We start from the raw sequence: 15,051 nt of genomic DNA on the forward strand, positions 1-15,051 counted from the left end.
GACCCCCTAGCCATTCTTTGTAGTAGATAACAATTAATCATTGTTATCCCCCTTTATTCCTATACTATATTTTTAAGAAACTGATTTTTTAACAAACTAATATATACATAGCTATACTAGCATACTTTTTATTTTTTTACAATATATGTTATAACTTCGCCATTAAGTGCTTATTAACCTTTCTTAAATGTCATTAGATCATCAGCACGCAGCTGTTCATCATCTTCTAATTGTGATTAAAAGAAAAACTTGGCCAAATTAACCGCCATTATAATTGCTGTAATATCTGCTAGTATGGCTGCAAATAGTGTGTGCCTAATATTTTTTATATTTACTGCCCCAAAATATACTGTCAAGGTATAAAAGATGGTTTCTGTTGAACCCATTATTATAGATGCCACATTTCCTATGTAACTATCTGCTCCATATTGTTTTATTATGTCAGTAAATACTCCCAGGGCTCCGCTTCCTGAAAGGGGCTTTATTAAAACTAAGGGAACAACCTCTGGTGGGAGTCCAATAAACACAACAACTGGTTTTACTAGATAAATAAAAAAGTCTAAAGCCCCGGAAGCTCTAAATACATTAACAGCTATAATCATAGCTAGAAGGTATGGAAAAATTTTCAGGCAAATAGTTATTCCATCCTTTGCGCCTTCAACAAAGCACTCGTATACCTTAACTTTTTTAATAACTCCATAAATTACTACAAATCCAATAATAATTGGAATTATTCCCTTTAAAATATATGATACTAAATTACCAACAATCACACTATTTCACCTACCCATTTAAATTTTAATATCAATATTTACTATTCTAAAATGTGGTTAAAAATAACGTTGCAAAATTTTACAATAAACTACGCCTAAGATTGCTGCAGTACCTGTTGCAATTATGGCCGGCAGTATAATAATTGCTGGATTTCGTGAATTATAAGCAGCTCTTATAGATATCACCGTTGTAGGCAAAAACTGAATACATGCAGCATTTAAAACTAAAAATAATGCCATATCATTACTAGCTGTATCCTTCGCATTATTTGTTCTCTGCATCTCTTCCATAGCTTTTATACCAAAGGGAGTTGCAGCATTAGATAACCCCATCATATTTGCTGTTAAATTCATAGTAATACTAGACATTGCTTTTTGGTTTTTTCCAGCTTCTTTAAATATAATTTTTAAAATTGGCTTAAGTACACTTGCCAATTTATCAGTTAGTCCACTTTTTTCAGCAATTTTCATTATGCCACACCAAAGACACATCATTCCAACCAGGCCCATTACGAGTTCAACCGCACCACCTGCTCCTAAAACAACTGCCTTTGATAAAACTTCTCCTTTACCTGTAATAATTCCAATAACTATTCCTAAGGATAAAATTAAAAACCAAATGATATTTATCATATATTTTCCTCCCAGCATTCAAATTAATTTAACAGTGTTTCATTAATATATATGTAACTATTCCTATATAATTGCATATGTTATTATTTTATTCATTCCATTTACTATAAAAAAAACAGTTTTTGTGTTATTATTTTCTTGTTGAATATACAATTAATCATCATCTTTGAAGCTGAAATATGACATTAACAATGAAAAAAGGAGTTACTATATGATTAATACACCCTTATTAAATTCTAGTGTATTTACACTTTTTTATTATTTTGTTATCTATTCCTTTATGGGTTGGTGTATTGAAACAGTATACGCTACTATAAACAAAAGAGAATTTGTTAATAGAGGTTTCCTCCATGGTCCCTTTTGCCCAATCTATGGCTTTGGTACACTGTCCATAATTGTTTTGCTAAAACCCATAGAGACTAATTACATTTTTCTTTTTTTAGGTTCAGTATTCTTAACTTCTTTTATAGAATACATAACAGGTTATATTCTAGAAACTGCATTTAATAGTACTTGGTGGGATTACAGTGATAATTCCTATAATCTTCATGGAAGAATTTGCTTATCCTTTTCAATAATATGGGGGCTTGTTTCCATGTTTATTTTGAAGGTAGTTCATCCCTATATTGTTTATATAGTTAATTTGATACCACCTTACACCGGTAGAATAATTTTTTATATTACGCTTGTATATTTCATAATTGATTTTACAATTACTGTAATAACAATATTTAAATTAAGATCCCTCTTAACCCAATTAAATACAGCTTATTCAGATCTAACTGATAAACTTTCTGATTTTAAATTAAATTTAGGGAATACTAGAGATATATTTGAACTTAAAATTAGGTTGGATAGTTTAATAGAAAGTGCCGAAATGAAAGTAAGTAAGAAAAAGTCTGAAATTGAAAATATTATAAAAGATTTGAAATTTAAATATGATTCCTTGTTTATTAAAAAATGCCCTGATTATTTAAGACTTATAAAAGCCTTTCCTAACTTAAGCTTCAAGGGGCTGGATTCTATCTTAAAAGATGTTAAAAATAAGGTTCATAAAAATAAGAAAATCTAATTTCTTGGTTTATTATAAAATAGAACCCTTATTCATTTGAAATTAGTAATTACTAATGTTAGAATTTGATTATACAAAAACAACAAAAGTTAAAGGAGATTAAAAAATGAAAGAGAACAACATAAAACTAGCACAAAAAGGAATTGATGATGCACTAGAAACTATAGAAGCCTTAGAGAAAACTATAAAAGAAACTCCTCTTCCCAAAAATGTATTAAAAGAAAGTTTTTATATTCTTTCTAAAAAAGTTGATGAAATAGAAGATATATTAAAAAATGAAGGTATACTGTAATTTTTCACATGCAATTGTTAAAGGTAGATTGAAATAAATATCTATATATACTCATAAAAGCCATTAAGGGACTTAGTAGTCCCTTAATGGCTTTTATGAGTATATATCAGAAAACTCGATTTTTATTCTTTCGATATCATTTTCAGCTGAGTTGTAAATTTCATTACTTGTTTTTATATTATCTAAAATTTTAACTGGCAGTTCAATGACAAATTCAGTACCATCTGTTATTTCTTTATTGATGTAAATTTTCCCTTCATGCATTTCAACTAATGATTTAACTAGTGATAACCCTATACCACTACCTTCTTGTTTCCTAGATAGTGATTTATCTACCTGAATAAATCTCTCGAAAATTTCCTTTTGTTTTTCTACTGGAACACCGATGCCTGTATCTCTAACAGATATTACTATTACTCCCTTGTTGTCCTTAATGCTAACATATATCTTACCGGAAGGTTTAGTAAATTTAATAGCATTGGATATTAAATTTAACATAATTCTCTCAATTTTATCTGAATCAAAGGCCATATATTTTTCTTCAATATCCGTGTCAAAAATAAGTTCTAGCCCCTTACTCTCAACATATTCTACTACAGATAACGCTATGTCCTCTACTACTTTTACAATATCTCCATTTTGCATACTAATCTCTAAGTAGCCTGCATCAATTTTCGTAATGTCTATGAGATTATCTACTAGCCTCACTAATCTGTAACAATTTTGCTTTATGATGGACATATATTTTTCAACCTTAATTTCAGGGTTTATTATGTCCTTATCATTAGTTGTAATATTTACGAGTTGAATAGATCCGAGTATCATATTTAGCGGTGTTCGTAATTCATGGGATATATTAGCGAAAAATTCTGTTCTTAGTTTATTATATTCAATAGTTTTATTTAATAAAAGTGTCTTTTGCCTAACCTTTTGTTTTAAAAATTCTATCCTTTTACGTTCAGATATGTCTCTTGTAATACTTAAAATTGTTTTTTCACTGTCAGATGTTATTACAGTGGCTGTAGTCTCTACTTCCAAACATTTGCCATCACTTTTTCTGAAATATTTTCTTTCAACGGGAGATAAATAGCCACTTCTCATGGTAATATCATCTTGCTGTTGTATTAGCGTTTTATTATAATCGTCTATTTCTAACAATTCATAGGATGATTTTCCTAATATTTCTTCCGGCTCTAAGTATCCCATTAGCTTAGCACCAGCTTTATTTGTATAAGCTATCTTGCCATGGTCATGAACATACATAGCATCTGGCATAACTTCTATAAGCTTTTTATATCGGTCTTCACTTTCTCTTAACGCATCTTCCGTTTTTTTTACTTTTCCAATGAACAATTCTTCACTACAAGCCCCTATTTCTAACTCATCAAAAAGTCTCTCTATATAATTAGTAATTCTCAGCTTACTTTTATTATGACAATTTTCTTCTAAAACAACATCAATATATGATTTTCTATAGCACTTAAATGTGGCCATAATCAATCCAATATTAAGCTTTTCAATATCGTGCACTTCAATATATTTAAGCATAGTACTAATAATTATAGATGATATTTCAGTATATTCTGCGTTCTTTTCTAAGCCATGGGTACCTTCAATATGGTCAAGAATAGATTTAGATATTTTTTTTATAGCAGGAACTGAAATAAAATCTTCCCCAAAATAATTACTCCTATAGCCACTATTTTTTATATTATCCATTACTTTAAATTTTAGATATTCAGTATTATCAATGTTAATATACAACTTTTCCACGACCTACCACCTTCATACTATAATTAGATATTTGCTAACATTATCATACAACAATACAATATTATAGTAAAGCACGTCTTTATAAATCCTACACAATATATTTTATGTTTGATAATTGTTTAACAATAATAAAAAAACACCTCACCTCTAAATATTCAACATATTTGGAGACAAGGTATTAAAATTATATTTGTTTCTTATAACCCTTTAATGTATTTCGAAAATTGTGACCACGCAATTACTAAGTTTTTAATAATTAACTTCTTCTAAAAATAATCCTTTTGCTGGTGCAATATGACCTGAATATTTTCTTTCCTTTTTATCTAAAATATCATTGATTCCGTCTGCGGGTCTTTCACCTAAGCCTACTTCAACAAGAGTTCCAATTATAAGCCTTACCATATTTTTCATAAATCCATTTCCTTGAATACTAATTTCTATATTTCCGTCTTCATTCACAATATTTATTGTATAAATGTCTCTTATAGTAGATTTTTTCTTTGTTTTAAGTGTTGTAAAACTTTGAAAATCATGTTCTCCTATTAAGTATTCTGATGCTTTTCTCATCTTTTCAACATTTAGAGGTTGTGGTATATGATATTCATATTTTCTATTAAATACATTATGCGCCTTATTATTACATATATTATATACGTATTTTTTAGCCTTAGCATTATATCTAGCATGGAAATTCAAATCTACTTCTTCTACTGATTTAACCACAATGTCCTCAGGCAAATATTCATAGCAATAACTACGCATTTTATGTGTGGGCATTGTACTTTCTGTTCTAAAGTTTGCTACTTGGTTTGTTGCATGAACTCCTGCATCGGTTCTACCTGATGCAGTAATTTCAATGTTTTCCCCCGCCATTTTGCTTAAAACGGTTTCTATTTTGTGTTGAATTGTATTGTCACTATCTCCAAGTCTTTGCCATCCTTTATACTTAGTACCATCATATTCTATTACAATTTTTATATTTCTCATATTTATTATTTATCCTACTTTCTATTTTAGAGTTTAATCTAATATTTTAACTGTGTTTTTTAATACATACCTTATATTATATACATATATCTAGATTAATAAAACATACCATATAAAATAATTCTTAACTTTGATACTGCTGAATGAAATTTCACTACAGGATATTTTGTTTCTGTATTTAAAATAATCCTGCGCTTTACCATCTTCCACTTGTTCAACTTCCAAGTTCCTTTTAATTCATTTGCACTTTTCCTTATAGCTTTTCTTTCTCTTTCACTACCATCATAAAATAGTACAAACTCAAATTCTGCATTTTCACTATTGAATTCTGCATCAAATTTTTTAATAATACTATTAGGTGAAAGCAATAGTCTACCTGCTTTTGGCTCTAATATGAATGTAATCCCCTTCTTATTGTTTGAACATAAATAGGACTTATATACTAGTTCGGTACAAAACAAAGCGTTATCTGTCATAATGTCAAAATTATAATCATATGCCTTTCCTAGATATTCAAAAGCTACAAATAGTGCTTTTAATTTATCTTCCTTAGATAATTTAGGTCGTAATGCAGAAAAATAATCAACTTTTGCAATAGCGTCTAGAGGATTTATTACCACACCAGGGGCAATAACTTCTATAATATATTGTCTATTGTTCTTTTCACATAAACTATCGTATACTTTAGGATAAACTACTTTTAAATACTCCGAAACACACAAATAGTCTCCTAGTGGCATGTCCACAAAATACTTATCTAATTCTTCTAGGCAACCTATATAAATGGCAGAATGAGTCCAAAATCCAGGTAATCCTATGTTGGTTAATTGATAATTATTTCTCTTTAAAAGTACATCACCTGGTAGCAATTCACCTTTAATAATATTAATATCCTCATTACTAACATACTTTTCTTTTCTACTAGAATAATCAACTCCAGTAATACTTATTGCAATCCATTTTTGCAATGGGAACCAAAAATCAAAAACATTTTTTCCAAAAAAATCAATCATATTATTAAAAACAATACCTCTATGATTTCTAACAAGCTTTATTACATTTAGATAATTACAACTTGCATAATCTAATAATTCACCTTCAATTTTATCTCCCACGTAACCAGAAACTTCGTAGTAATTTACCATAAAATCAAAGTAATGTTTATTTCTAAACAGTGATATCATATAAGAGATCTCTGTGATTTCTTGCATAATGTAGTAATATTGTTTTTTATTAATATTGTATTCAGGCCTACTTTCATTTAACATTGACTCCAGATACTTGTTTTTGTCTATGATGCTCGCCAATAATACAGAGTTTTTACGTATTGCTATGGTGGATGCATAAATTAATAACATATTTTTAAATTTGGTGTGCGAATCTTCTTCACTTTTTAATAAGAGTTCATTTTTATATTTTTGCCTGATTTCATTTAATCCATTATAACATCCTACGTAACTAACCCATTTATCTAATATGCACAGCTTGCTCTCTAAGGACATATCTTGAATGTAAGAACTAAACAAAACTTCGTTTTTCTGAATCTCATTCACCACATGCTCTAATTCTTTTATAAGCTCTAAGGACTGGCTTATTTCCTCATTACCTTTTCTTTGAACAACGCCCATACCCCTATCCCCCATAAACTGACTTTTGCAATTTACTATTATTATACCATATAACTCACTATTCCTTTACTAATATAAGTTATAAACTTGAAATTTTTATTATTTCTAAAAATTTTTAATGATATCATAGATTTTTTATTTTTTACATGTTTTTATATACACTTTATATGTATACTATAGTTATAATATATAATGAAATTTTTGGAGGCTCATATGTTTACAAATGAATTATTACTACGTTTTTTCAATTTGTTATTTTTTATAAATATCCTCTTTGCCCTAACAGTTGTCTTTATTGAGCGAAAAAATCCTGCGAGCACATGGACTTGGCTCATGGTGCTACTATTTTTACCTAGCATAGGGTTTATATTATACTTATTTCTTGGTCAAAATTTGAAAAGAAAAAGAATGTTTTTGCTAAAAAAAGAAGAAAAAGAAAATCTCACCTCAATTATTGATAAACAAAAGGAATTTTTAAACAATGAATCACTAATTAAAACTAATCCTTTTTTAAGTAAATACTCTGATATGATGAAGCTTAATCTTTGCAGCGATAATGCCTTTTACACTAATAATAACCAGGTAACTATATTCATTGATGGCAAATCAAAGTTTGATCAACTTAAAAGAAATCTTGAAGATGCAAAATTATATATTCATATGGAGTATTATATAATCCAAAATGATAATTTAGGAAATATTATTCTTGATATTCTATGTAGAAAAGCTAAAGAAGGAGTAGAGGTAAAGTTGCTGTATGATGGGATGGGATGCCTAAAAGTTCCTAAATCTTTTTTTGCTTCTTTAACTAAGGCTGGCGGAAAAGTTGCATGTTTCTTTCCACCCTTTCTGCCTTATATAAATCTTAGAGTTAACTTTAGAAATCATCGTAAAATTTGCACTATTGACGGAAAGTATGCTTATATCGGTGGTTTTAATATTGGTGATGAATATTTAGGACTTTCTAAAAGATTTGGGTTTTGGAGAGATACCCATTTATTCATACAAGGGGATGCAATAGATGCATTGGAACTTCACTTCCTAATGGATTGGAGATTTGCGTCCAATGAGGATTCTGTTTTTGATACCAAATATTTCCCTCACAGAACCCACCTTGGTAAAACAGGTCTTCAAATGGTTTCAAGTGGCCCTGATTCCACTTTCACTTCTATTAAAAATGGATATTTAAAAATGATTAGTAAAGCTGAAACAAATATTTATATAGAAACTCCTTATTTTATTCCTGATGACAGTATATTGGAGGCTTTAAGGATAGCATCCTTATCTGGAGTAGACGTACGCATTATTATACCTAGTAAACCAGATCACCCCTTCGTGTATTGGGCTTCTACATCATACATGGGAGAGCTACTAGAATCTGGCGTCAAATGCTATACCTACACTAAGGGCTTTCTCCATAGTAAATTTCTTTCTATTGATGGTTCTATAAGTTCTGTAGGTACAGCTAACTTAGATATTAGAAGCTTTACTTTGAACTTTGAAATTAATGCTTTTATATATGATAAAGATATAACTTCTAAATTAGATGGCTTTTTTAATGATGATTTAAAGTTTTGTGATGAGTTAACTATTGAAAAATATACAAATAGAAGTTTTATTGTTAAATTCAAGGAATCTGTATCAAGATTACTTTCTCCTATACTATAATGAAAATTTATTGCACCATTAATTTAGATACAATATGACAAAGCCCCACAAGCATTAAATATGTTGTGGGGCTTTTAATTTAAATGAGCTTAATATATTTTAGTATTTTTTATAATGTAAGAAAGAAAGGTACAAATATCATCATAGTTAGCATTGAGTCCAATACTAAAGCTATACCAAATTTGCTAATTGGCATTGATTCTAAATCTTTCTTATATAGATTATATCCAAAGGAATAGCATAATGTGCTAATAATAATGCCAATCAGTATTGCCACCCATTTGTGTGCTAAAATTTGAGGAAGTAAATAGAACTTGTCTCCATATGAATTACTTAATACAACTGACATTTTCAATGCAAAGCTTACAATTGAAATTATTATGAAATATAATTTCTTTTTTTTATCTGATAAACTATAAGAAAAAAAAGTCATAATAGATATTAAAAGTGCTATGGGCATTATCCATTTAATGGGATATATTATATAGACTAAGCTATATACAAAGCCCTGCAGAGTATTTGTGGTTGCTTGCTTTGTTTCTATTGGTAAATGGATGTTGTTAGCACTCTTAAAATCTTCATTTTGTGATGCTATGTAAATCCCATATTCATCTTCTTTATTATAACTAGCATATGCAACTGTATCTCCACTTATTGCCGGATAAGTAGTAAGACCTTCTAATCTTGTTACGTAGCTATAGCTAGCTACCTTATTATCCTTTAAAATAAAATCAACTATACTCTGTTGAATGTCTTTAGTTCCAAAAATTCTATCGGTTGTGGCAAAAAATCTAGCACCGTCCTTAGAATAAGTACCAACCACGTTATATATATATTTATTTTCGTTAATATACAATTCACTAGAGTTTTTAGCGCTTCCATCTAGTGCAAATTCTAAAATTCTAGTCCCTACGATTTCTCCTTGAATACTGTATTCAATTAATAAATATCCATTTTTGCTATCGCTAGAGGTTGCGGTGTGCATGAATGTCATAGCTGCACTTTTGTTAAGTACACCTGCTACTTTAGGCGATGATGCCTCTCCGCCCTGCACTGTTATATAACTAAACCCTTCTTCTCCATTAGAATATGTAAACATATATCCACTTTCAGTTTTTACACCTGAAAATAAGGTCGCGCCTTTTATATTAAAATTCATTATAGAATTTTTACCCATATCTAAAACTTGAATTTTTTCCTTATAACCCACTACTAAAATTTCTTCACCTATTTGATAGGTCTCCGTTATATTTTCTATTCTACTTCTCTCTAGCTCCTTTAGTTCACTATCCAATTTTATGATCTTCAAGCTATTGGCACCATTCTCATAAGAATTGTAACTAAGATAAAAAAATTCCCGTACCTTTAAGAAATTGACTTCTTTAAGTAAAGTATCCTTAGTATCAACGGTTTTCTGCACAATTTTTTTTCCTAAATCATCAGTTACTACAAGTTGTACCTTCCCACCATCATTAAAAGCTATAAAGTTTTTTTTATCACTCTTTAATATTTTAGGATAGGTTTTAACATCACCTTTAGATATGGCAACCTCTTTACTCCATTTAGCCGAAGGTGGTTGCGACCTTATATCATATTCCACTTTGTACTGAAATCCTATTATTGCGAAAAACAATAATATAAAACTTACTATAAACATTTTATTTTTCATTTTGTTGCCCCCCAATGAATGTTTTATTGTAAACCTTTAGATTTTTACCCCAAAAATTAATCACTAATGAAGTGGTTAATTTTTTTATTCTCTATATAAAAACTTTGATATTTATTTTTCCCTTGAAATAGGTATGCTAAATGAAAAATCACTTCCTTTATCTATTTCACTTTCAACCCATATTTTCCCACTATGTTCTTCAATAATGTACTTACATATAGCTAGTCCAAGTCCTGTGCCTCCAGTTTTCTTTGTGAGGGTATCGCCAACCTGGTTGAATTTTTCAAATATGTATTTTTTATCTTCCGCCCTAATACCAACCCCTGTGTCACTAATACTTACTATTATATTTCCCTCCACTGCTCTAGCTGTGCATACTACGCACCCCTGCTGCGTGAATTTTATGGCATTAGAAATAAGATTAATTATTACCTGAATTAATTTATCTTTATCCGCCATAATTTTAGGAAGTGATTCTCTTATGTTTAGTATAACTTGAACCGATTTGTCTCTAATAATTGGATTAGTTAAGGTTATTACTTGGGTTATAATTTCTTCTATATCAATTTCTCTCATATTCAAACTAACTTTTCCCGCTTCCATTCTTGATATATCTAATAAATCATTTATAAGGCAGGATAATCTCTCGCCTTCTGATAAAATTATATTTATATCTCTCTTTATATTAACAACAGCTCTTTTGTTTTTTTCATTTTCAAGATCTATTTCTTTCACTATATACCCTTCAAATTTCCGCTTAACCATTTCTGCAAATCCGATAATTGAAGTTAATGGCGTTCTAAGTTCATGAGAAACAGTAGATAAAAAATCTGTTTTCATTTTATCCATATCCTTTAGCTTTTGAAAAAGCGTAGCATTTTCTATAGCCACAGCCACTTGATCAACAAGGAAAGAAGCATTAGATACCGCCTCTACATTGTATGCTGACTTCTTATGATCAAACATTATAACTAATCCACATATATTTTTTTTATATGTTATCGGAATTATAAGTAAACTCCTCATGTGATATAATAACAATTGAAACTCAGTATTATAATTTGTATATTCCTTTTTTTTTAAATCTTTAATATAGAAGGGCTTATCAAACTCAATAATTTTTTTCATTAGTTCAATACATTTATTTTCCTGTAAATAGCTACTTAAGTTTGTTCCATATCCATGACAAGCCATAAGTTTAAAATCATTTCCATTTTTAAATATACTTATAGCTGCATCACAAGCTGTAATTTCGTACAGATTTTTTATTAATGCATCAAATACATCATTAATATCCCTTGTAGATTTAAATATATTAATAGTAGCATTAATTTTTTTATCAAATTCTCTAGACTTTTTAATCATTAATATTTTAATTATTACATTAAAGGCTATAATGTTTGCTATAATTATTATGTGTATCTCTAAGTAAACACTATTTGATAATATCTCTGTCATAATATACCTCTATTTGTTATTAATCATCTTCGATGTTATTCATCTTCGATGCTCTTAAATATTTTATATGTTTCTACATTTATGAAATATACATTACTTTACTATAATGAAAATACCAATTTTTTCACGTTATGTCAAGCATTATAAATATTTAGTATACATATTACCATATGAAAGAGGTGCCCTTATGCGTAAAGCTGGTAAAATAATCAATGTTGAAAAAAATAAAGTGTATATCATAACCGCAAATAATGAATTTGCAACTCTTGAAAAACACACACCTGACCCCAAAATAGGTGAACTATATGCAGGTGAAGAATATCAAAGTGTTGCCATTTGGAAATATTTATTAGTAATTGCTTTTATGCTAGTACTCTTATTTTCAATAAAAAAATTGTATTTAGATAATAGATATAATTATTCCGTTATAATAGACATGAATTGTTCTTTAAAGCTGGAAATAGACGCTACAAATAAAATTAAAAAAGTTGAAGGCATAAGCTCTGGAGGCTATAAAATTAAGCAACTTATTTCACTCGAGCATAAGTCCTTGGAGGAAGCCTTAAAATTGATTCTAGATGAATCTATTAAACAAAAATACCTAACTAAAGCACATGCAGATGATGGTTTTAAAATTTCTATATTTATTTCCGGAAATAAAAGCAATACTCAAATTAACTTAGCTGAGTTTATAAAATATGCTGGTGCTCATAATTTCAAGGTATTAATAAATAATGATGGACAAGTTAAAATTGACTAAGGGTATCCTTTGCAGGATACCCTTAGTTCTATTTGTATTGCGGTATTTCAAATACTAAATTTGCATTTGTACATTTATCAATAATTTCTTTTATTCTATAACTTTGCTTATACGCCCAAGATATGTCTGTAGCATATTGATGACGGTAAGTTCCATTTGCCGGAATGGCTGGGTTCCATTTCATTTTATATATTGTATTCTGTTTATAAATAGTACTATTTATATAATTATCAGAAATCCATTTAATTCCACCTTCAATAGCAGCCTCTGGGGTAAACCACCCCTCGTTGTAAGCTCTTTCTGACCCTAGTTTAAGTGCAGCTACATCATACGCTCCAATACCGAACATATTAAATGTAATTTTACTATCTACGGGAACTCCCTTAACATCACTTACCAACACTCCATTGGCGAGTATTGAGCTACCATTACCACTTTCTAACAGCGTATGGGCAATAATATATGCTGGGTTAACATCATATTTAAAGCAAGCATCTAAAAATGTTTTTCCCTGCCCCTCTAGTATTCCCTTTCCCTTTAATATAACGTCGAGCTCTTCTGCAGTAATTCCTTCAATATAATTTAATTTTAAAAATTGATATACAGCATAATCATGGTTTACAAAATTTTTAGGATTCAAATATTCAGAAATATCTATATTACTAGCAACTAATGTGTATTTAGGTACAAGATAACCCGGTGCAAGTTTAGTTTGTATAACTGCCATTTGATCTAATGTGGTATCATATGGCATATAAACATATTTCTTATTAACCGTGTTTATTAATGGTCCATTATTTGGTACCGCTATAGTAAAATTCATAATTACAGCTGTCTTGAGTGGGTTACTATCTAAGTCAGTTATAGTTTCATAAATTTGCAAACAATAAGTTTGTCCCGCTATATAACCATCAACTGGTGGTTCTACTATTATGGCATTATTTTTAGAGTCATAAGATATCTTTACAATTGCTGCACTTGAACCATTATATACCTTAACCCTTTCATTGAGCTTGTCCCCACTAATAGGTTTATTAAAGTTAATCTTCCACACTTTATTTGCTGGTACATTTGACTTATGTTCCATTTGAATAGGACTTGTAGCTGCTCTAGCAGTGCTTGGTATGAATAGAAATAAACTACATATTAGCATTATTAGGAATAAACCTACCTTGTTTAAAGAATTTTTATTTGCCAATTTATCTTCCCCCTATACTTTTTATTAAAAATCCACTAAAGTGGCATAATCAAAAATTTCGTTCAAAAAAAATAATTAAATTAGGATTTTCCTTTATGTTTTGATGATTGTTTAATATAATTATATAAAATACAACTTTATTAATGAAACAACTTGTCCAATAACTAATTCATAGTTTATACTTATATGTTATCTTACCATAAAAAATCATGTTTTTACCATATAATATTAATTATTCAACTTAATTTTATTTATTTTCCAAAGGATGGTGTAAAATGAAAAGCCTACATAATGAAAAAGATAAAAATATTATTCAGCACTCTGAAAATAATGCTTCAAAAACTAGATTAAATAAATTTATAAGTGAAACGGGTTTTTGCTCTAGGCGAGCCGCAGATAAAATGATTGATGAAGGCAAGGTCAAAGTAAATGGTAAAATACCAGAAATGGGTACTCAGGTGTCTACAACAGATTACATTGAAATAAATGGTAAACCATTAAAAACTAAAGAAGAATTCGTTTATTTAGCTTTCAATAAACCCGTTGGAATAACCTGTACTACAGAACATAAGATTAAGGGTAATATTATAGATTTTATAAATTTTCCGAAAAGAATTTTCCCCATAGGACGTCTTGATAAACCTTCTCAAGGTCTTATATTTCTAACAAGCGACGGAGATATTGTAAATAAGATCCTACGTTCAGGTAATAACCACGAAAAAGAGTATGTCGTTACTGTGGATAAACCTATATCCACAGATTTTATAAAAAATATGTCAAATGGTATACCTATACTTAATACCGTAACTAAAAATTGCTCTGTAAAAAAAGAAAGCAAATATGTTTTTAGAATAATTCTAACAGAAGGACTTAACCGTCAAATACGAAGAATGTGTGAGTATCTAGGATACGAGGTGGTACGACTTGAGAGGCTTAGAATTATGAATGTTTCTATAGATAAGCTACCAATTGGAAAATGGAGATACTTAACACAAAACGAATTGTTAGGTATTAATGATTTAATTTCTGATTCCACTAAAACTGAGAATTCTTCAAAATAATATTCCCGATAGCTTTCTTCTATATTAAAAAAGCACACAAAATTGTGTGCTTTTTGATTTATGTAGAGTTATCAACATT

13 protein-coding genes are annotated in these 15,051 nt (G+C 29.2%); 5 read left to right on the forward strand and 8 right to left on the reverse strand.

What is annotated here, in order from left to right; translation table 11 throughout:
• Positions 1–236: 236 nt before the first annotated feature.
• Both KPL50_RS20660 and KPL50_RS20665 read right to left on the reverse strand, forming a co-directional pair.
• On the reverse strand, positions 237–773 hold the full coding sequence (locus KPL50_RS20660) for a spore maturation protein (protein WP_309245202.1): 537 nt from the start codon (positions 771–773) through the stop codon (positions 237–239).
• Positions 774–830: 57 nt separating this feature from the next.
• A complete protein-coding gene (locus KPL50_RS20665; RefSeq protein WP_216300426.1) occupies positions 831–1,406 on the reverse strand; it encodes a nucleoside recognition domain-containing protein in 576 nt (191 codons plus the stop codon).
• A gap of 211 nt (positions 1,407–1,617) precedes the next feature.
• Here KPL50_RS20665 and KPL50_RS20670 point away from each other — a divergent pair, with 211 nt between their 5' ends.
• Together KPL50_RS20670 and KPL50_RS20675 are read left to right on the forward strand one after the other, a co-directional pair.
• Positions 1,618–2,478: a putative ABC transporter permease gene (locus KPL50_RS20670; RefSeq protein ID WP_216300427.1), complete on the forward strand. Its 861-nt coding sequence runs from the start codon at positions 1,618–1,620 to the stop codon at positions 2,476–2,478.
• A 106-nt stretch (positions 2,479–2,584) separates the two neighbouring features.
• Positions 2,585–2,770 (forward strand): hypothetical protein, encoded by a 186-nt coding sequence (locus tag KPL50_RS20675; RefSeq protein WP_216300428.1) that lies wholly within the window; start codon positions 2,585–2,587, stop codon positions 2,768–2,770.
• 93 nt (positions 2,771–2,863) lie between these two features.
• Here KPL50_RS20675 and KPL50_RS20680 read toward each other — a convergent pair whose 3' ends face one another.
• The 3 genes from KPL50_RS20680 to KPL50_RS20690 all read right to left on the reverse strand — a co-directional run bounded on the left by KPL50_RS20680 (position 2,864) and on the right by KPL50_RS20690 (position 7,158).
• A complete protein-coding gene (locus KPL50_RS20680) occupies positions 2,864–4,543 on the reverse strand; it encodes a PAS domain-containing sensor histidine kinase (RefSeq protein ID WP_216300429.1) in 1,680 nt (559 codons plus the stop codon).
• Between the two features lie 249 nt (positions 4,544–4,792).
• Entirely contained in the window at positions 4,793–5,530 is a 738-nt protein-coding gene (gene truA / locus KPL50_RS20685) for a tRNA pseudouridine(38-40) synthase TruA (protein WP_216300430.1), read from the reverse strand.
• Between the two features lie 95 nt (positions 5,531–5,625).
• Positions 5,626–7,158, reverse strand: coding sequence for a YiiX/YebB-like N1pC/P60 family cysteine hydrolase (locus KPL50_RS20690; protein ID WP_216300431.1), 1,533 nt, complete (start codon positions 7,156–7,158; stop codon positions 5,626–5,628).
• A 213-nt stretch (positions 7,159–7,371) separates the two neighbouring features.
• On the opposite strand from KPL50_RS20690, the gene cls reads away from it, so the two are divergent.
• A complete protein-coding gene (gene cls / locus KPL50_RS20695) occupies positions 7,372–8,826 on the forward strand; it encodes a cardiolipin synthase (protein WP_216300432.1) in 1,455 nt (484 codons plus the stop codon).
• A gap of 109 nt (positions 8,827–8,935) precedes the next feature.
• Here cls and KPL50_RS20700 read toward each other — a convergent pair whose 3' ends face one another.
• Positions 8,936–10,495: a hypothetical protein gene (locus KPL50_RS20700; RefSeq protein ID WP_216300433.1), complete on the reverse strand. Its 1,560-nt coding sequence runs from the start codon at positions 10,493–10,495 to the stop codon at positions 8,936–8,938.
• Between the two features lie 111 nt (positions 10,496–10,606).
• Complete coding sequence (locus tag KPL50_RS20705) at positions 10,607–11,953, reverse strand: ATP-binding protein (protein ID WP_216300434.1); 1,347 nt, start codon at positions 11,951–11,953, stop codon at positions 10,607–10,609.
• A 187-nt stretch (positions 11,954–12,140) separates the two neighbouring features.
• Here KPL50_RS20705 and KPL50_RS20710 point away from each other — a divergent pair, with 187 nt between their 5' ends.
• Positions 12,141–12,713 carry a hypothetical protein gene (locus tag KPL50_RS20710; protein ID WP_216300435.1) on the forward strand — a complete coding sequence of 191 codons (573 nt, stop codon included), beginning with the start codon at positions 12,141–12,143 and terminating at the stop codon, positions 12,711–12,713.
• Positions 12,714–12,741: 28 nt separating this feature from the next.
• Here the strand turns inward: KPL50_RS20710 and KPL50_RS20715 are convergent, their stop codons facing one another.
• Entirely contained in the window at positions 12,742–13,911 is a 1,170-nt protein-coding gene (locus KPL50_RS20715) for an N-acetylglucosaminidase (protein WP_216300436.1), read from the reverse strand.
• A 275-nt stretch (positions 13,912–14,186) separates the two neighbouring features.
• Between KPL50_RS20715 and rluF the strand changes: the two genes are divergently transcribed.
• Positions 14,187–14,972 (forward strand): 23S rRNA pseudouridine(2604) synthase RluF, encoded by a 786-nt coding sequence (gene rluF, locus KPL50_RS20720; protein WP_216300437.1) that lies wholly within the window; start codon positions 14,187–14,189, stop codon positions 14,970–14,972.
• The last annotated feature ends 79 nt before the right edge of the window (positions 14,973–15,051 follow it).

Origin of the sequence: Clostridium sp. CF012 (assembly GCF_018861755.1) — a bacterium.
Lineage (GTDB): Bacteria > Bacillota > Clostridia > Clostridiales > Clostridiaceae > Clostridium_AD.